Genomic DNA, 18190 nt, shown 5'->3' on the forward strand with positions numbered 1-18190 from the left:
CTGCACTACGTCCGCTCTTCAGCGGGTCAGGACGTCGCTCCGAAGCGGTGATAGTCCTCTTCATTTCCTCGGCCCGCCGGTTGTCCGGTGATCTTGCCCCAGGCGCGTCCGATCGCTTCGGCGAGATGCTGCGGTAGGCTTCGATCGCCATCGGGCCGCGAATGCAAAGACATGAAGCTGTTTGCCCACCGCCGATAAGGCTCCGGCGCCGCGAGAGGGGTTTCGACCAGGAAGAGTTGGTCGATGGAGCGGCACCGATTGTCACGCATCGCATCGCCCACCAAGGCCACGATCGAATGCCGATCCAGCCGAAATGGCGGGGTGATCAGTGCCAGCAGTCCCATCGCCTCTGGCCGACCCAGCGCAGCCTTCGTCGCTTTGAGCTGCGCGTTCGCGGCTTTCGCCTCAGCCAAGACCCTTTTACCAGCGATCCGCAGCGTGTTCATGGCGATCGCGGGCGGCAGATCGTGCAACTTCACCGTCACTGTGCCGAATATCACCGGTGCACCCATATGCGTATGGCGCAAAAACATCTCGCCAACCGCCTCCGACGTCTCGTCCGATGCCGCCCGATCTGTGGTGAGCGACTTGACCTCGACGATCACATCGTCCGCCGGGAACAGGATATCAGCGATCTTGCCCGTATAGCCGGGCCTCGTGTGACTCTCGATCGACTCACCGCCCGCGGCGGTGAGCACTGAAACCATCAGGTCATGCTGGTTCATCCGGCGTTCGCCCTCTTTCCGCGCGGCTTTCCTCCGAAAGGTGCGATCGAACAACCCCGCAAGACAACGATGAATGGATGACCGGCTTCGGTAAGGCAAGTCCACGCCGCGAAGGACTGCTTTTCGAGCGGGAACCGAAGTCTACGAACGGTGTAACAGTCATCGATCTTGCTATGTAATGTTGGCTCGCGGCCCTGACGCCCGATAGCCGCCAAGCAATTGGCATAGAACAAATAGAAAACAAATCCTTGCGTCCACGCCTCGCCGCAGGCTATCGAATGGCTTCGAAATTCGATCCAAGGATGATGTCCATGGCGTGGAAAAGCGCGCGTAACGCCGAGATCGAAAAGCTTCATAGCGAAGGCGCGAGCTATGCCGCGCTGGCCCGTCAGTTCGAATTGTCGCCATCGCGCGTGCAACAGATCATCGCCAACACGAGGCGCATGCGCAAAAGGCTGCAAGTCCGTCTGGATGCGCCGCTGCGACACACGACATGAGTGCATTGTTCACGCCCGCTGACGGCAAGCCCCGCTGTCTTTGGTGCGCGGCGTCACCCGACTACATCGCCTATCACGACCATGAATGGGGCTTTCCGGTCGATGACGATCACCGCCTGTTCGAGAAGCTGAGCCTCGAAGGCTTCCAGTCCGGCCTGTCGTGGCGCACGATCCTCACCAAGCGTGACAATTTCCGCACCGCCTTTGCCGGTTTCGATTTCTGCAAGGTCGCGACTTTCACCGAAGCCGATGTCGAGCGGCTGCTCAAGGATGCCGGCATCGTGCGCCATCGCGGCAAGATCGAAGCCACCATCAACAATGCCAGCCGCGCCCAGGAACTGGTGCGCGAAACAGGCTCGCTTGCCGCTTATGTCTGGAGCTTCGAACCACGAGGCGAGGACGCTCCCTATCTCGCTTCGACCTCACCGGCGTCCGTTGCCATGTCGAAGGATCTGAAGAAGCGTGGATGGGCCTTTGTCGGCCCGACCACGGTCCATGCCTTCATGCAGGCCATGGGCCTCATTAACGATCATGCCGAGGGCTGCGTCACCCGCGCGAAAGTCGAGCAGGTGCGGGCCGGATTCGTTCGGCCGGGCTGATAGCATCAGCATTGCGTCACTACCCGGCGCAGCGGCAAGGAGCCACACGGCCGCTGCGTTGGGCGCAGAGCGATCCGGGGACTCGGCCTCGGGTTGCAGAATCAAAACATCGTAGCATCCCGCTCGATCCGTAGCGTATGGTGTAGCTGGCACGGACGGGCCTCGAGCAGGGTGCAATGGGGCGTCGGCGCGAATGATCGGAGGTAGCGAACCGTCAGTACCCGCCTTCACCGGCAAGCTATGGCCAAGCGATGGCTCTTCCGGATGCTGGAGACCGCCCCCTCCTTGTCGCCTGCATGCGATCTTCGGCCGCCTAATGCCGTCAACCCCGCGAGGGGGTTCCCCTACGCTTGCGCTACGGTGACGTCGGCAACCGGGCTCTCCTTTGGGCGCCATCGGGGATGGTCCCCGAGCAACCGAAGGAGTTTTTGTCATGGCCACTATCGCTAACCTCACCGTGAAGAACGACGGCAGCCTCGAAGGCACGCTCGCCACCCTCACCGTTTCGGCGCCGATCGCCATCATCCCCAACGCCCGCAAGGCCAAGGAATCCGAACCCGATTATCGCATCATCAGCCGCAAGAACGGCTTCGAGCTGGGCGCAGGCTGGAACCGCTTCTCGCAGAATACTGGCGCCGAATATGTCTCGGTCTCGCTCTCCGCGCCCGAGTTCGGTACCATCTACGGCAATATCGCCAACGCGCCCGGCGACGACCCGACGAAGAAGGTCATCATCTGGAATCCGCCGGCCTGATCCGGCTCCGGCCCCGCTCTCGGGCGGGGCCAATCCCCTTTTTCCACGTTCAGCAGATGCGGGACAGGCCCGAGCCTGTCCCGGCATTACTGTGTTTACCCGTTGAGCTTGTCCTTCACCGCCTTGGCGGGCGCGAAGGTCAGCTTCTTCGACGCAGCGATCTGGATGGTCTCGCCGGTCGAAGGATTGCGGCCTTCACGCGCCGGGCTGTCCTTTACCTTGAATTTGCCGAAGCCGTTCAGCGAGATTTCCTCGCCCTTCGCTGCGGCGTCCGCGATGGCGGCGAAGACGCCATCGACATATTTGCGCGCATCGGACTTGGAAATGCCGTTCGAGGCGGCAAGGGCGTCGGCTAGGTCACTATTGTTCACGAAGATCACTCCATTCTTCAAAACTGTCCGCCGGACACGAATCACATCGTTGCAGGCGGTCCGGCACCCTAAGCAGCAGTCGCTTCGCGGTCATCTTCCGTCGCGCATCATGCCGGTCAGCAGCATCAGGCTCCCACTCGTTGCGGCCGCAGGAAGTTCATCTCAGTCGATGTGAGTTTCCAGCCGAACGACGAGGCGGCAGCGGAGAGCCCTGGTCCCGTCCGGCAAACGAATACCTCCACCGCTCGGGTGAGGCGCTGATCCCTGTGGCCGAAATCCGGCCTCCCTCAATCAACCCGTAAAGGGTCCGCTACGCATGCGCGTGCGGCCGCTTGGGCAAGCCGGCGCGGTGATTGCGGCCAGACCCCGGCCGCCGGGGCACCTGTCGAGCGGGGATGGTCTCCGCTTGCCGGACGGGAGTTCGCGTGATGCCGCTTTCCACCGCCCAGTCGCTCGCCTGGAACCTCGCGAAGACACTGATGACGGTCATCGTCCTTATCAGGACCGACGACGGCTACGCGGTGATGCCCTGGGACGAGTTCGACGGCAATCCGGCGCAAGTGGTGCATGAATATGACCCATTCCCATCCTGATCGGTGGATCAACTCGGCTCCTGGTCGAAGACAGATTTCTGTTTTGGCCGACGCATCCATGCGATATTTCGATGAGCGCAACATAGCGCTGAGGAGGTGGTGGCGAGCGCGTCCGACGATTCACGTTTCGAAAGGACGCTCTTCATGACCATTTTTCTCGTGCTCGGCTTATTCGCCGGCCTTTACCTCCTCTGGCTGCTCTTCCGTCTCGCCGTTTATGCGCTGCCGGTTGCCAGTGGTATCAGCCTCGCGTTCTGGATGCGCGATCACGACTATGGCTATCTCGCCGCCATTCTTGGCGGCTTTGCGGCAGGTGTCGCGGTGCTGGTCATCGGTCAGTTTCTCTTCACGGTCATCCGCTCGCCAATCGTCAGGCTGGCCATTGCGCTTCTGTTTGCCATCCCCGCCGGCATCGCCGGCTATCACGCCGTCCAGGGCGTGATCGGGCTCGCGATTGATCCGGGAATGATGCTCTCGACGCTGAGCTGGATCGGCGGCGGCATCATCGCGGTCACCGCATGGATCCGGCTCGCCAGCTTGGAGATTTCACAGCCGGCGCAGGGCGCCGCAGGCGCTCCCGCAACAACTGCGCGGTAACGATTCGGATATCCGCCGCCCGACCAAAGCCGGGTTTGCTCCCTGCCTGGCTGTTTCCGTGCGGAGCCGGTTTCGGACCAGATCATGCCTCCCGGCTGCTATGGCGCTGATGGGAAGGAAGCCGATCGCCGGTTTGCGCTGACGAGCGATCGACAAACTGACGTCTTCCCGGCACTTGGAACCGACATGCCGACCCGAGACCGGTGGCGGGCACCCATGCGATGCCTTGCGCGATATTGAAAGTGCCAGGCCAGAGCCGAGGTGATCCTCCAGTACCCGTTCACCCGAATCCTTGATGTCCGGGTCTTGGCCAATGCCGTTCCTCTGGATCCCGCGCCGCGCCATGCACGGCCTCGTGTCGATGCGTTCGTTGCCGTCAGGCCGCTGACGCTCGCCCGTCTGGCCGCAACGGCTCTGCCCAGACTTTCTTCCCCCGGCGTGCCGCCGTTCCCCGCGGACCAAGAAAGTCTGGTCCGAGCCGTCCTCCGCTTCGCTGCGGGCCTTCGGCTGCGGCGCCGTTTGCCTGCCGGCTCGTCCAGCGCATCGAGGCCGTGATTGGCGCGGACCCGAAGTGAAAGGAACACACATCATGGCAAAGATCGGCAGCTTCAAGAAGGTTTCGGGTGAACTCCGGGGCCAGATCGTCACTCTCTCGGTTCAGGCCAAATCGGTTCGCATCGTCACGGACGAACAGGCCAGCGGCAATGCGCCCAGCCACCGGGTCTATGTCGGCGATACGGAGGTCGGTGCGGCCTGGAGCAAGCGGACCAGCGATGACCGCCCCTATCTCTCGGTCAAGCTCGACGATCCCAGCTTCGTCGCTCCCATCTTCGCGCAGCTCTTCGCAGGCGAGGATGGCGAATATGACCTGGTCTGGAACCGGCCCGCCCGCCGCGAGCGCGACTGATGCCCGGAATGATCCGCTGGCTTTCTGTGAGCCGGCGGACATCCCCATTTATGGGGATCCGCTTCCCCAGTTGTTGGAATGGCCCGCAAAAACGTCAAGCGACAGCCTGCGCTCCTGCTTTCGGGGGAGCGCGCATGTCCGGCAAACAAGCAAGCAATGGCGATCGACGCCTTCTCGACAAGCCCGGATTTGCACAGGAGTTTCTCCGGCGCAATCCCCGCTATCGGTGCGACTATCAAAACGTCATGTGTTCGAGGAGAGACTCCAGCGAGGAGCAGGAGGTGATGGCCCAGCGCTGGGGATTGTGCTTTCCCCTGTGCACCTGGCTCGTTCGCTACTGACGAACCAGCGCTCTGGCAGGCGTCGCTCGCGCCGACAACAGTCATCCTCGATACGGCGCCCGCAGGCTTTGCCGAAGCCGCTCGGTTCGACCTCGACGCCTGGCCGATCATCCTTGCCGACCGCATGCTCTCCACCGGCCGTCATCTGGTCCTGGGCGACATCGACGGGCCGCATCGGCTTTGGATCCGCGATCCGCTCAAAGGCAGCGCGCTTGCCTATGTGATCGTGCGCGACGAGGCGATCGATCTGCGTCAGGCCGCAGTGCAACGGCTCGATCGGCGTCTGGCGGGCGCCCCGCCCATGCGCCTGCCGCCCGGCTTCGCGCCGACGCCGTTCCAGCAGCGCCGCCTTAACATGCTTCTCGACATTCTCGATGCCGTTCTCGGCCGCGAGCGAACAGGCATCACGACCCACGAGATCGCCCGCTGCCATGTCTATCCGGCGATGAGCATCGGCCGCGGCAATGAATGGAAATCTTCCGCCGAGCGCCGCCGCACCCAGCGCCTGATCGACGAGGCGCTCGCCCTCATGAACGGGGGATACCGCGCCTTGCTGCGTGGCTGATCCGCCCGGTGCGACAAAAATGCACGGGCCAAAATAGCCGCTCCATCCCGACGCCAGTGCTCCGCCAATTTCCTCCAGTCCGGTCGATCACCGCCGTGTGTGATCCCGGCTTCGATGGAGGAACATCATGGAGCAAGCAGCACCGCGCTCGCCGCAATTTCTGAAGACACCCGATGCCGCAGCGCGGCTCGGTCTTTCCCCGCGCACCCTCGAAAAGCATCGCTGCTACGGGACCGGCCCCAATTTCCACAAGCTGGGCGGCCGCGTCGTCTATTCGATCGACGCGCTCGACGCCTGGGCGGAACTTGGCCGACGGCGCTCGACCTCCGATCCGGGCACCGGGGTCTGCCTTCCCGCCAAGCGGTTCGACGTGCAGCCGGAGCGCTGAGGCCGTGCCGCGCCGCCCATCATCCTCTGCCGTGACGCGGATCGAGCGCACGCAGCTCGACCTGTTCCGCTCGGTGCCGGCCAATCCGGCGCCGCGCGACGCGCAGGATCTCATGTCCTGGCCCTTCTTCAGCCTTGCCAAATCGCGGCGGATCGCACCGATCGATTTCCGCATGGGCGAGACGCGGATCTCGGTCGAAGCCGTGCCCGAACATGGCATGGCGACCATCTGGGACGCCGACATCCTGATCTGGGCGGCGAGCCAACTCGTCGAGGCACGCGATGCCGGACGGCCGACCTCGCGGCTCATGGCGACGACCCCGCATGAGATACTGACCTATATCCGGCGCGGGACGGGCCGTGACAATTATGACCGCCTCAAAGCCGCGCTCGACCGGCTGCAATCGACGACCGTCGCCACATCCATCCGCCAGCAGCACCAGCGCCGCCGCCATCGTTTCTCCTGGATCAACGAGTGGCAGGAACGGCTCGACGCGCAGGGCAGGCCGCTCGGGATCGAGCTGATCCTGCCCGACTGGTTCTATGCGGGCGTGCTCGATCGCGCGTTGGTGCTGACGATCGACCGGGCTTATTTCGACCTGACCGGCGGTCTTGAACGCTGGCTCTACCGCATCGTGCGCAAGCATGGCGGCCGCCAGGCGGCGGGCTGGAGCTTCGACTTCAAGCATCTGCACATGAAGTCGGGCGCGCTCTCGCCATTGAAGCGCTTCGCTTTCGAGCTGCGCGCGATCGTGCGGCGTCAGCCGCTGCCCGGCTACACGCTCAGGATCGAGCATGCCTTGGGCAAGGAGCGTCTCAATTTCGCGCCCGTTCCGGTCGATCCGCTCGACGCCGCCATGCGCCGGCTCAAGCTCCCGGTCTGTGGATAAGGCCCGTGCGAGTCGTCCTATCAGGAACCGCCGGAGTCGTCCTATCGGGAACCCGAGAGTCGTCCTATCGGGAACCGCGGAGCTTCGGAAACCCGCAGAAATCTGCGAAAAATCGGCGCCCCTCTAACCATCCTAATAGAGAAGAATATTTCATATTCTTCCTAACCCGGCGCGGGGCTGTGGATTTCGCGCCGCGCGCGCTGCGTGCGCCGACGCCCGCGTTGCCGCCACGTTGCCCCTCGGCGGCGGGCGGGCTGCACTTCATGCCCATTCCCGGAGAAGCCCCATGACCCACCCGCCTGCCCATGGGCACGTCCCCTCGCGCGCTGCAGATCGGCTACGCAAGGACTGCACCGAGATCGAATTGATCTGGATCGAGAAGCGGCTCGAGCACTGGATCCGTTTCGGTCGGATCGCGTCGGAGCGCATCGTCAGCCGCAAGACGCGCATCGTCTCCTTTCGGCCCGATGCCATCGTTGCGTTTGTGCGCTGGTCGGCCAATGACTTCGGCACTGTCCATTCGCGCATCGACATCTTGCGCGCGGTTCGTCCCGGCGAGTCCTATACGACCGCACCTTTCGTGCGGCCGGGCGGCGAGTTGCTGCTCTCGATCCAGGGTTGGCCGAAGGTCCGCAAGGTGCTCGAGACCATCGACAGCATCGAGGCCGAAGGCCTCGATGCCTGCGACGTCGCGCCCGAGCATTGGCGGCATGCCCATAACCGGCTGAGCGCCGGTGAACCCGCGCGCGCCTATACGGCGGAGCGCCATCAGGCATGGCTCAAACGCAAGGCGCTCGGTCAATGAGCCGCCGTCCGCTCTCTCGCTTCGTACCGCACATCGCCGGCGCCGTAATTGGTGTCACGTTGGTCGCGGCGGTTCTGCCGCTGCCCAAGCTGCTGCTCTGGAACGCCAGCGCCAGTGCGCCCATCGGCCTTTACCGCATCAATCCGTTTGCCCGGCCGGCGGTCGGCGACATGGTCGCCGTCGCGCCGCCACCCGCGCTCGCCCGGTTCATGGCCGAGCGCCATTATCTGCCCGTCGGCGTGCCGCTGCTCAAGCATGTCGCCGCGCATCCGGGCGCGCTGATCTGCCGCCGCGGTGCGACGGTAACGATCGACGGGCGCACCGTCGCGGTCGCGCGCGCGTCCGACAGCCATGGCCGACCGTTGCCGGTCTGGCGCGGCTGCCGCGTCCTCAGGACCGACGAACTGTTCCTGCTCAACGCTGCGCCCGACAGCCTCGACGGCCGCTATTTCGGACCCGTTCCGGCCTCCGGCCTGATCGGCCGTGCGATGCCCATCCTCACGCGCGACACGTCGCATGCGCCGCTGCGCTGGCGCTCCGGCTGCGCGCAGGGTGCCCCTCTCACCAGCAAAGAAGGAAACGTCTCATGCAAATAGGTTGTTTCAAAGAGGACGGTGACGGGTTCGCCGGCCGCCTGCGCACGCTCACGCTCGATGTGGCGCTGCGGCTCGTGCCGACCGGCTTTACCGGGCACGACCGCGCGCCGGACTGGCGCGTCCATCTCGCCGACAATGGCGCGCCCGAAACCATCGGTCCCGAGGTCGGATCGGGCTGGAACCACGACGGCAAGACCGGCGCGTTCGTCACGCTCCAGCTCGATTGTCCGGGCTTCGCCCGCCCGATCCGCGCCAATCTGCTGCGCTCCAATCGCGGCGATGACGGCCATGTCCTGCTCTGGTCGCCGCGCCTGCGGCGTCCGAAAGCGGAGTGAGCCGTGCGCATCCGCTTTGCGTCGCGCTGCCGGTCCTGCGCCGTTCGCCTCGCTGGCGCATCGGCCTTGACCGGCATACTCGTCTCCCTCTTTCCGGCCACGCCTGCGCTGGCCACCGCGCCTGCTGCTGTCGCGAGAGCGCATCCCTATGCCGCCCATGTTGTCGAAGCCGCACAGCGTTTCGGCATTCCCGAGGCGTGGATCTGGGCGGTGATGCGCGCCGAGAGCAACGGCGATCCGGCAGCGATCTCCCGCGCCGGCGCCATGGGCCTCATGCAGATCATGCCCGGCACCTGGGCGGGGCTCACCGCGCGCTATGGCCTCGGCGACAATCCGTGGGATGTGTGCGCCAACATTCACGCTGGCGCGGCTTACCTGCGCGAGATGGTCGATCGGTATCGCGACCTCTCTACCGCGCTTGCCGCCTATAATGCGGGGCCGGGCCGCGTTGACGACTGGCGCCAGCGCGGCCGCCCGCTGCCTGCCGAAACGATCGCTTATGTCGCGAAGCTCGCGCCAGCCCTCGGCACCTCCGGCATTGCTTCGCCCGCCGTCGTGCCTGCAGTTCCACGCGCGCCGGCTGCGCCATCCTGGCGCGACGCGGGGCTGTTCGTGCTGCGCGGCGACGGGGCGTTGGGCGGCAGCGAAACCGCGACCGATCCCGGACCCGTCGCGCAGCCGGACGACATCGCGTCTGCGCCTGTCCCGTCGCCTTCCGGCCTCCCGCCGCGGCATTCATCGCCCGGTTTGCACGGCCTCTTCGTCCCGCTTTCCGGCCGGAGCGAACAATGAGCGATCATGGCGTTCGCTGGTGGTGTCAGGGGTGGGATTTACTGCGTCGGAGAAGAAGGCAACGCACGGGAATCGAAAGGGAAAGTCGATGGCGAGATAAAAGGCGCGCCACCTGTGGGGCGTCATGTCGTTGTAAGTCGGGGAGATTTTCAGGTGGCACCCTGATCGGCCGGGTGGCGCGATTTTCTGAATATGGCGCGATTTCAATATGTCGGCGGGTGGCAGCGCCAATTTCGGGGCTGACATGACGGTTGGCGACGATGATTTTCGGGTTCGGCCGGGAAGGAGCCGCGATGCTGGCAAGGGATCGGGACGCAAGGTCCAGAGCCTCGCGGCACAGGTTCGCCGGGCAGCGGCCAAGGCGGGATACAGTCGCCGCGGGCCGTCGCGTGGCAAGGGCACGGGGCGCCATGGTCGAGGCCGCATTGCGCGGCTGCGCACCCGCACTCCGGCCAATGCCCGGCGCGTCGTCATCAAGGCCCGTGTGGTCAGGCATAAGGGCTCGAAGTTTCGCGCGGCGCCGCTCGCGCGGCATATCGCCTACCTCAAGCGCGACGGCGTGACGCGCGACGGGCGCGATGCCAGCCTGTTCGATGCCCGCTCCGATCAGGCGGACGGCGACGCATTTGCCGAACGCTGCGAGGACGACCGGCATCATTTCCGCTTCATCGTCTCGCCCGAAGATGCCGGGCAGATGGCAGACCTCAAAGCCTTCACCCGCGAACTGATGGGCGACATGACACGTGATCTGGGCACCCGCCTCGACTGGGTGGCGGTGGATCACTGGAACACCGACAATCCCCATATCCATGTCCTCGTGCGCGGCGTCGACGAGACCGGTGCCGATCTCGTCATCGACCGCGACTATATCCGCGAAGGCATGCGCGCCCGCGCGGAGGAGCGCGTCACGATGGAACTCGGACCGCGCACCGAACAGGAAATCCGCGCCGCCCTGGAGCGGGAAGTTGATGCCGATCGCTGGACGAGCCTCGATCGCCGTCTGCAGCGCATGGCTGATGAGATGACCGGCATGGTCGATCTGCGTCCGGGTGGTGGCGACGATCCCGAAATGCGCCGCCTGCTGATCGGCCGTGCCGGCAAGCTCGAACGGCTGGGCCTTGCCTACGGGCAAGGACCGGCGGTCTGGTCGCTGAGGCCCGGCGCGGAAAAGACGCTGCGCGACCTCTCCATCCGCACCGACATCATCAAGACCATGCACCGGGCGATGAGCGACGGCGGCCGCGTACCCGATACCGGCCGCTTCGCTCTCCATGGTGAAGCTCCGGCCGATCCCATCATCGGGCGCCTGGTCGAGCGCGGCCTGCACGACGAACTGGCGGGCACGGCCTACGCGGTGATCGACGGCGCCGACGGGCGAACGCATCATCTGCGCTTCGACGATATGGAGATGACCGGCGACGCCAGACCCGGGGCGATCGTTGAGACGCGGAGCTGGCAGGACGCCAGGGGCAATACGCGCCTGTCGCTGGCGACCCGCTCCGACCTGACGCTGGCCGAACAGGTGAACGCGCCCGGCGCCACCTGGCTCGATCGCCAGCTCATCGCTCGCGAGCCGGTCGCAGCCGGCACCGGGTTCGGACTCGAAATCCGCGAGGCGATGGAAGCACGCGCCCTCCATCTCGAAGGCGCCGGGCTCGCACAGCGGCGCGGGGCTGGCTTCCTGTTCGCGCGCGACCTGATCACGACCCTCAAGGGCAATGAGCTCAGCCAGGAGATCGACGCCATCGCCCGGCGCACAGGTCTTGCTCACCAACCGTCAGCGGCCGGGGACTATGTGAGCGGCGTCTATCGCGAGCGGGTGACGCTCGCCTCGGGCCGGTTCGCGATGATCGACAATGGCCTTGGCTTTCAGCTCGTGCCCTGGCGGCCGGCACTCGACCAGCATCTGGGCAAGCACATCAGCGGCACGATGACGCCCGGTGGCGGCGTCGACTGGTCGCTCGGCCGCGGACGGGGGCTTGGCCTTTGATCCTCGATATCTTCATCAGCAGGAGCTTCATCCCATGAACGCGACCCGTATCCTCTGGGGCCAGGTCATCGCCGTCTTCGGCGTGACGCTGACCGGCATCTGGGCGGCAACCCAATGGACCGCGCACGCACTCGCCTATCAACCCGAACTGGGTGAGCCCTGGTTCTCGCTGGGGTCATGGCCGATCTATCCGCCGCCGGCCTTCTTCTGGTGGTGGTTCGCGTTCGATGCCTATGCGCCCAAGATTTTCGAGACAGGCGCGTTGATCGCCGTGTCGGGCGCGATGGCCGGCATCGTCATTGCGATCGCCATGTCGGTGTGGCGCGCCCGCGAAGCGAAGAAGGCCGAAACCTATGGTTCGGCGCGCTGGGCCAGCGAGCGCGAAGTCAAAAAAGTGAAGATGCTCGGCGACGATGGCGTCGTTCTTGGCCACTTCGCGCAGCGCTATCTACGCCACGATGGTCCCGAGCATGTGCTGTGCTTCGCGCCGACCCGTTCGGGCAAGGGCGTCGGCCTCGTCATACCATCGCTCCTCACCTGGCCGGGAAGCTGCATCGTCCATGACATCAAGGGCGAGAACTGGCAGCTCACTTCCGGTTTCCGGTCACGGCACGGCCGCGTGTTGCTGTTCGATCCCACCAATCCGGCCAGCGCCGCCTATAATCCGCTGCTCGAGGTCCGGAAGGGCGAGTGGGAAGTGCGCGACGTTCAGAATGTCGCCGACGTGCTGGTCGATCCTGAAGGCAGCCTCGAGAAGCGCAACCATTGGGAAAAGACCAGCCATGCGCTGCTGGTCGGCGCCATCCTCCATGTTCTCTATGCGGAGGAAGACAAGACGCTGGCCGGGGTCGCCGCCTTCCTTTCCGATCCGCGGCGTCCGATCGAAACCACGCTGCGCGCGATGATGACGACGCCGCATCTGGGCAAGGCCGGGGTGCATCCGGTCGTCGCCTCGGCCGCGCGCGAGCTGCTCAACAAGTCGGAGAATGAACGCTCGGGCGTGCTGTCCACCGCCATGTCGTTCCTTGGCCTCTATCGCGATCCGATCGTGGCGCGGGTGACGCGGGCCTGCGACTGGCGCATCGCCGATCTCGTCGATGGGGCCGTGCCCACCTCGCTCTATCTGGTGGTGCCGCCGTCCGACATCAGCCGCACCAAGCCCCTCATTCGCCTGATCCTCAACCAGGTCGGCCGGCGCCTGACCGAGGAACTCAACCCCAAAGGCCGTCCGCACCGGCTGCTGTTGATGCTCGATGAGTTCCCCGCGCTCGGGCGGCTCGACTTCTTTGAAAGCGCGCTCGCCTTCATGGCGGGCTATGGGATCAAGGCGTTCCTCATCGCCCAGAGCCTCAACCAGATCGAGAAGGCCTATGGGCAGAACAATGCCATCCTCGACAATTGCCATGTCCGTGTCGCCTTCGCGACCAATGATGAGCGCACCGCCAAGCGGATCTCGGATGCGCTCGGCACCGCCACCGAAATGCGGGCGATGAAAAACTATGCCGGGCACAGGCTCTCGCCCTGGCTCGGACATTTGATGGTCTCGCGAACCGAGACGGCGCGACCCTTGCTCACGCCTGGCGAGATCATACAGCTGTCCCCGGAGGAGGAGATTGTCATGGTGGGGGGCGTGCCGCCAATCCGGGCTATGAAGGCACGTTACTTCACCGATCCGCGCTTTACCGTGCGATTGCTGCCGCCACCGACACCCAAACCGCTCGATCCGAAGCGACGGCCCAAGGATGACTGGTCCACTCTCATACCAGTGAATGCGCCGCCAGCTCCATCCTCCAATCTGCCCGCGGCTGATGACGGGGCCGGGAAGGCGGCAGCCGATGATGCGGAGCCGCAGGGCACCCGGGAAGGCGATCAGACTGACGCTGCCACCGACGCAGGCAATGCTGGCATCCGCCGCGAGCCCGATCTTGGCGAGCATGAGGAAATCGTTCCTCCCGCGAAGGAAATGTCTGGGCAAGAAACGCCCGATGAGGACAATCAGGATGAGGATGCCGCCCGAGCGAAACGCGAGGCGGAGCGGACCATGCGCCGCAATGCCCGTAATGCGTCGCTCGACCCGGATGACGGGATCGTGCTGTGAGTGGAGGCCACGTCAAGCGCAGCATCCGGCTACGGACGGATCTGGTGCGGAGGCTTGCCGATCACGCCGCCGCGCGGAACACCAGCCAGGCCGCGATCATCGAGGCTGCGCTGGAATCCTTCCTGTCGCCCGACGCCGCCGAGCGACTTGAAGCAGCACTTGCCCGCCGGCTCGACCGGTTGACCCGTGATCTTGGCCGTCTCGAATGGCATGTCGAACTGTCGAACGAGACTCTCGCGCTGTTTGTGCGAAACTGGCTCAATGCAACGCCATCGCTTCCGGATGGCGCTACGCAGGCCGCGAGGGCGCAGGGCCGCGAGCGATGGGAGCGGTTTGTAGACATGCTGAACCGGCGCATGGAGTTGGGGCCGCGGTTCAGGAACGAGATCGCGGAAGATGCAACGAGGTCGACTCGGTCGGATCAGGACTCGGGCAGCACCAGTGAATAGCTGGTGCTGCGCCCACCGGCCGGCTCCTTCTCAAGGATGCCGCGCCGGCGCAAATCGTTGATGTCGCGCAAGGCGGTATCGGACGATGCCTTGGTGATCGCCGCCCATTTGGCATTGGTTAACTTGCCCTCGAAGCCGTCCAGCAGGCGGTTGACGACCTTGCGCTGGCGTTCGTTCAAGGGCTGGCCCGCGACGGACTCCCAAAACCGCGCCTTGCGCATGACGCTGGCGAGGATGACCTCGGCGCCGTCGAAGGCGCGATCTAGGCAGCCGATGAACCACAACAGCCAGGGCGTAATGTCGAGGTCACCCTTCTGAGTCGATTCCAGCATGTCGTAATAGGCTTTGCGCTCGGTACGGATTTGCGCGGACATGCTGTAGAAGCGCTGCGCGGTTCCCTCCGCGCGCGCCAGCGCGAGGTCGGCGATGGCGCGGGCAATTCGTCCGTTGCCGTCGTCGAAGGGGTGGATGGTGACAAACCATAGGTGCGCGACCCCGGCTTTCAGGACGGGATCCGGCGCGGCTGTCTCGAACCAGTCGAGAAAGCGGGACATATCCGCGTCGAGCCGCTCCGATGCGGGAGCTTCGTAGTGGACGCGCTCGCGGCCAATCGGCCCCGAGACAACCTGCATCGGGCCAGCTTCGGCGGTGCGCCATGCGCCCACGGTGATGCGGCTCATGCCGCTGCGTCCGGTGGGGAACAGCGCCGCGTGCCAGCCGAACAGCCGTTCGGCGGTCAGGGGCTGCGCATAGTTCTGCGTGGCGTCGAGCATCATTTCGACAACGCCCTCGACGTTGCGATCCGCTTGAACCAAACCGCCGATGTCCATGCCGAGACGGCGGGCGATGGAGGAACGCACCTGTTCCCGATCCAGTATTTCGCCTTCGATTTCGCTGGATTTCAGGACATCTTCGGTCAGGGCGCGCAAGACGGCTTCCGCGCGCAGCGGGAAGCCAAGCGCCTCCATATGCCCGATCAGCCGCCCCTGCCGGTGGCGCACGGCGGCGAGCGGCTGGGCAAGCTGCTCGTCGCACCAGCGCAGGTTCGGCCAGTCCGGCAGTTCGTGGATATAGGTCATATTCACCGTACTTTCTGCGGTGAATATAGCGATTATTCACCGCAAAGGGCAAGAATATTCACCGCATGATATGCGGCGAATAAGGCGGCTTTCACCGCATCGATACAGGTGGTTTATGAAACGGCCCAATGTAAAGCCACACTTGGCCTTTCGGCGAATCCCTCACCCGCCGGGCAATGGAACGCCATCGACCCGCACGGGCACGTCGGTCCTCTGCCAGCCGATGCGGACAACGCCATCGTCGCTGGTCGTCGCAGCCGTCTTCGCACCACGCTCGACGGCCGCCTGCAAGGCCGGTTCGGCCGCAATGGCGGTGCTGGAGATCAGGATGGCGGCAGCCGAAACAAGCACAGACATAGACAATTTCATGATGTTCATCCTTCCTGATGTCGACAATCGATAACTTCGGCTCTTGCCATTCCCAAAAGTACGAGATGCAAAACTAGGACTTATTGATCAGAATCCGGTGATCCATTTGCGCGCTCCGACGAATGCAATGCGTCATGGTTGGCGGGCGGGCTCGTTCCGCGCGTCCCCCAAGTGGGAGCATCCAGTATTTCCCGGACAATTGGAGATTTCAGGCCGCTCAGCTCAGCGAGGGTTCCTGTCGCGACAAGCCGACCGGCTTCCATCACGGCGACGCGATCGCCCAGCAGGGCCGCTTCGCGGATATCATGCGTGATGTATAGGACAGATGCCTCCATCTCGGCGAACAGCTTGCGGAACAGATCGAGCAATTCGCGTCTGAGAACGAGGTCAAGGTTCGATAATGGTTCGTCGAGCAGTACGACTCTTGGCCGAACGACGAGCGCTCGCGCTATCGCCAGGCGCTGGCGCTCGCCGCCGGACAGCTCGGCCGGATAGCAACGGCGGCGGTCAAGCAGTTCGACGCTCGCCAATATTTTGTCGATCGCCGGCTCGCGCGCCGTCTTCGCGATCCGGCGTGAGGCCAGCACGAAGCGGAGGTGCGCTTCCACCGAGAAGTGGGGCCACAAGCCGAGGTCCTGAAAGACGACCGACAGGCCGCGTTGCTCCGGGGGCACGATGATCCGGCCGGCGACGCTTGCTTCCCGCCCATCGACGAACACCCGGCCCGCGCTCGGCGCCGTCAGCCCGAGCGCCAGCCGGACCAGGCTGCTCTTGCCGCAGCCCGAGGGACCGAGCAGGCATAGGATTTCGCCCGTTTCGATCGCGAGCGACACGTCGGAGACGGCGAAGCGGGCGCCATAGTGGAGCGAAACCTGGTCGAAGCGCAGCGCGCTGGTCATCGGGCGGCCCTCGCGCCGAGCAGTGGCAGGACGAGCGCCACCGCGATCGCCGACAGAGCCGCCTGCACGCAGGCGAGCGCGGCCACGACCGTCTCGGGTCCATTCGCTTCGAGCGTGAATATGCGGATCGGCAGCGGCTCCTGTCCCGGCGGATAGAAGAGCGTGGCCGTCTCGAGGTCGCGCAGGCAGAAGAGCAGCGTCAATAACCAGACGCCGATGAACGCGCGCGCATGGAGCGGCACGACGATCCGCGCCAGCCGCGATCCGTAGCCAACGCCAAAGACGCGCGCGGCGTCCTCGATGGTGGCCGGAAGCTGCGCGCAGGCAGCCGCGAACGCGCGAACGCCGATGGCCGCGTAGCGGCCGACATAGCCAAGAGCGATGATGAGCCAGCTTCCGTAGAGCCACCCCGTTTCGGGGCGGTTCCACAGCGCGACGAGCCCGACGCCCAGAAGCGCCGGTGGTGCCACGAATGCAGCGAATGCCACGATGTCCAACCCGGCGGTGACACGGTCGCGGCGCGCGAGGCCGTGTCCGACCGGTATGGCGACAATGGCGATGACGGTTGCGGCGAGCGCGGCCGGCAAAAGACTGTTGCTCACGCCGTTGCCGATCCAGAGCGGCAGCTCGGCAAACCCGTCCCATCCGGCACGCCAGGCAAGCGCGGCGACCGGCGCCGCCGAGAGCGCCGCAACCAGCCAGCAGAACAGGCTGGCCGGCGCCCGCCATGGACCGAGGGCCATCGGCGCCTTGCGAAAGCTGCGCAGGCCCAGGGTTGCGAAGGAGCGGCCACCTGCCGTCCACCGTTCGGCGACCAGCAACATCGCCGTCAATGCGAGCACCGGAAGCGCCAGGAGCAGCGCCTCGGCCGGCGCGAAGTCGACGCCACCGAGCCGTGCGAACACGGCGGCGGCATAGGTGCGGGCGCGAAGGAAGGTCGGAACACCCACCTCAGACAGCGCCAGCGCGGCAACCACAATTCCGGCGAGGGCGATCGCCGGGCGCGCCGCGGGCAGCAATATGCGTGTCGCGACCCTGCCCGGCGCCGCCGTGACCCGCGCGGCCTCCTCCTGCGAAGGGTCGATGTTCCAGAGGGCGAGCGCCGTCAACGCGGTGACGATCGGCGCCAGGGCGAGGCCGAGCGTCAGCACCACGCCCGCCTCGCTGAACAGGATGGCCGTCGAGGCCTCATTCCCGATCAGGCCTTGACGGCCCAGCAGATGGAACCAGCCAAGCGCCGGAAGCAGCGGCGGCAACAAGGCGGGAAAGGCATGCAGGACCAGAACTGCGCCGCGCCCGATCACGTCCGTGCGCGCGACCAGGACGGCCATCGGCAGGCCGATGCCAAGCGCCAGAGCGAGGACAGCGGCAGTGACGACAAGCGTGCGGGCCAGCAGGCTCCACAGCGCCGGATCGGCGATCAGGCCGAGATCGACGCCGCGTCCGCCCGTCGCCAGCCCGATGAGCGGCCACAGCAGCGGAAGAACACAGGCTGCGAGCAGGATCGCGCTGGCGCTTCCGACGATTAAGGTCCGCTCAGTCACCGATCGCG

At 65.2% G+C, this 18190-nt stretch carries 23 protein-coding genes; 17 read left to right on the top strand and 6 right to left on the bottom strand.

The genetic code is table 11. From position 1 onward, the window contains the following. Positions 1 to 26: 26 nt before the first annotated feature. Positions 27 to 725, bottom strand: a complete 699-nt coding sequence (locus tag CHB69_RS11790; protein WP_141133974.1) for a hypothetical protein — start codon at positions 723 to 725, stop codon at positions 27 to 29. Positions 726 to 1036: 311 nt separating this feature from the next. Here CHB69_RS11790 and CHB69_RS11795 point away from each other — a divergent pair, with 311 nt between their 5' ends. The 3 genes from CHB69_RS11795 (at position 1037) to CHB69_RS11805 (ending at position 2575) form a co-directional block, all read left to right on the top strand. Beyond that, positions 1037 to 1222, top strand: coding sequence for a hypothetical protein (locus CHB69_RS11795; protein ID WP_141133975.1), 186 nt, complete (start codon positions 1037 to 1039; stop codon positions 1220 to 1222). Beyond that, positions 1219 to 1821 (top strand): DNA-3-methyladenine glycosylase I, encoded by a 603-nt coding sequence (locus CHB69_RS11800; protein WP_089216204.1) that lies wholly within the window; start codon positions 1219 to 1221, stop codon positions 1819 to 1821. The genes CHB69_RS11795 and CHB69_RS11800 overlap by 4 nt, the downstream gene beginning before the upstream one ends. A 433-nt stretch (positions 1822 to 2254) precedes the next feature. Beyond that, positions 2255 to 2575: a DUF736 domain-containing protein gene (locus tag CHB69_RS11805; RefSeq protein WP_011542904.1), complete on the top strand. Its 321-nt coding sequence runs from the start codon at positions 2255 to 2257 to the stop codon at positions 2573 to 2575. Positions 2576 to 2670: 95 nt separating this feature from the next. Here the strand turns inward: CHB69_RS11805 and CHB69_RS11810 are convergent, their stop codons facing one another. Next, positions 2671 to 2946, bottom strand: a complete 276-nt coding sequence (locus CHB69_RS11810) for an HU family DNA-binding protein (RefSeq protein ID WP_011542903.1) — start codon at positions 2944 to 2946, stop codon at positions 2671 to 2673. A 428-nt stretch (positions 2947 to 3374) separates the two neighbouring features. On the opposite strand from CHB69_RS11810, the gene CHB69_RS20130 reads away from it, so the two are divergent. The 14 genes from CHB69_RS20130 (at position 3375) to CHB69_RS11880 (ending at position 14291) form a co-directional block, all read left to right on the top strand. Then, positions 3375 to 3539, top strand: a complete 165-nt coding sequence (locus tag CHB69_RS20130; RefSeq protein ID WP_170935532.1) for a hypothetical protein — start codon at positions 3375 to 3377, stop codon at positions 3537 to 3539. 144 nt (positions 3540 to 3683) lie between these two features. Continuing rightward, positions 3684 to 4136, top strand: a complete 453-nt coding sequence (locus CHB69_RS11815) for a hypothetical protein (protein ID WP_089216319.1) — start codon at positions 3684 to 3686, stop codon at positions 4134 to 4136. A gap of 589 nt (positions 4137 to 4725) precedes the next feature. Beyond that, positions 4726 to 5043: a DUF736 domain-containing protein gene (locus CHB69_RS11820; RefSeq protein ID WP_089216205.1), complete on the top strand. Its 318-nt coding sequence runs from the start codon at positions 4726 to 4728 to the stop codon at positions 5041 to 5043. A 134-nt stretch (positions 5044 to 5177) separates the two neighbouring features. After that, entirely contained in the window at positions 5178 to 5384 is a 207-nt protein-coding gene (locus CHB69_RS20135) for a transcriptional regulator domain-containing protein (protein ID WP_089216206.1), read from the top strand. A gap of 43 nt (positions 5385 to 5427) precedes the next feature. Then, complete coding sequence (locus tag CHB69_RS11830; protein WP_425442421.1) at positions 5428 to 5949, top strand: DUF2285 domain-containing protein; 522 nt, start codon at positions 5428 to 5430, stop codon at positions 5947 to 5949. A 127-nt stretch (positions 5950 to 6076) separates the two neighbouring features. After that, entirely contained in the window at positions 6077 to 6337 is a 261-nt protein-coding gene (locus CHB69_RS11835) for a helix-turn-helix transcriptional regulator (protein WP_089216207.1), read from the top strand. Between the two features lie 31 nt (positions 6338 to 6368). Continuing rightward, positions 6369 to 7226 (top strand): replication initiator protein A, encoded by an 858-nt coding sequence (locus CHB69_RS11840; RefSeq protein ID WP_245836740.1) that lies wholly within the window; start codon positions 6369 to 6371, stop codon positions 7224 to 7226. A 286-nt stretch (positions 7227 to 7512) separates the two neighbouring features. Then, entirely contained in the window at positions 7513 to 8031 is a 519-nt protein-coding gene (locus CHB69_RS11850) for a DUF2840 domain-containing protein (protein ID WP_089216209.1), read from the top strand. Next, a complete protein-coding gene (locus CHB69_RS11855; RefSeq protein WP_089216210.1) occupies positions 8028 to 8627 on the top strand; it encodes a S26 family signal peptidase in 600 nt (199 codons plus the stop codon). The genes CHB69_RS11850 and CHB69_RS11855 overlap by 4 nt, the downstream gene beginning before the upstream one ends. Beyond that, positions 8618 to 8962: a DUF736 domain-containing protein gene (locus CHB69_RS11860; RefSeq protein WP_089216211.1), complete on the top strand. Its 345-nt coding sequence runs from the start codon at positions 8618 to 8620 to the stop codon at positions 8960 to 8962. The genes CHB69_RS11855 and CHB69_RS11860 overlap by 10 nt, the downstream gene beginning before the upstream one ends. A gap of 66 nt (positions 8963 to 9028) precedes the next feature. Continuing rightward, complete coding sequence (locus tag CHB69_RS11865; RefSeq protein WP_425442419.1) at positions 9029 to 9754, top strand: lytic transglycosylase domain-containing protein; 726 nt, start codon at positions 9029 to 9031, stop codon at positions 9752 to 9754. A 244-nt stretch (positions 9755 to 9998) separates the two neighbouring features. Continuing rightward, positions 9999 to 11744, top strand: a complete 1746-nt coding sequence (locus tag CHB69_RS11870; protein WP_089216321.1) for a relaxase/mobilization nuclease domain-containing protein — start codon at positions 9999 to 10001, stop codon at positions 11742 to 11744. A 34-nt stretch (positions 11745 to 11778) separates the two neighbouring features. Next, the gene (locus tag CHB69_RS11875; RefSeq protein WP_089216213.1) at positions 11779 to 13842 is read left to right on the top strand and encodes a conjugal transfer protein TraG; all 2064 of its coding nucleotides are present in this window, start codon (positions 11779 to 11781) and stop codon (positions 13840 to 13842) included. Further along, positions 13839 to 14291 (top strand): CopG family transcriptional regulator, encoded by a 453-nt coding sequence (locus CHB69_RS11880; RefSeq protein WP_089216214.1) that lies wholly within the window; start codon positions 13839 to 13841, stop codon positions 14289 to 14291. The genes CHB69_RS11875 and CHB69_RS11880 overlap by 4 nt, the downstream gene beginning before the upstream one ends. Here CHB69_RS11880 and CHB69_RS11885 read toward each other — a convergent pair. From CHB69_RS11885 to CHB69_RS20145, 4 genes are all read right to left on the bottom strand, one after another. Continuing rightward, positions 14264 to 15370 carry a Fic family protein gene (locus CHB69_RS11885; protein WP_089216215.1) on the bottom strand — a complete coding sequence of 369 codons (1107 nt, stop codon included), beginning with the start codon at positions 15368 to 15370 and terminating at the stop codon, positions 14264 to 14266. The two genes, CHB69_RS11880 and CHB69_RS11885, sit on opposite strands and share 28 nt — an antisense overlap. 162 nt (positions 15371 to 15532) lie before the next feature. Further along, entirely contained in the window at positions 15533 to 15748 is a 216-nt protein-coding gene (locus CHB69_RS11890; RefSeq protein WP_089216216.1) for a hypothetical protein, read from the bottom strand. A 71-nt stretch (positions 15749 to 15819) separates the two neighbouring features. Next, the gene (locus CHB69_RS20140) at positions 15820 to 16638 is read right to left on the bottom strand and encodes an ABC transporter ATP-binding protein (protein WP_170935534.1); all 819 of its coding nucleotides are present in this window, start codon (positions 16636 to 16638) and stop codon (positions 15820 to 15822) included. Further along, the gene (locus tag CHB69_RS20145) at positions 16635 to 18182 is read right to left on the bottom strand and encodes an ABC transporter permease (protein ID WP_170935535.1); all 1548 of its coding nucleotides are present in this window, start codon (positions 18180 to 18182) and stop codon (positions 16635 to 16637) included. The genes CHB69_RS20140 and CHB69_RS20145 overlap by 4 nt, the downstream gene beginning before the upstream one ends. Between the last annotated feature and the right edge of the window lie 8 nt (positions 18183 to 18190).

The sequence above is a fragment of the Sphingopyxis indica genome (assembly GCF_900188185.1).
GTDB classification, from domain to species: Bacteria; Pseudomonadota; Alphaproteobacteria; order Sphingomonadales; family Sphingomonadaceae; genus Sphingopyxis; species Sphingopyxis indica.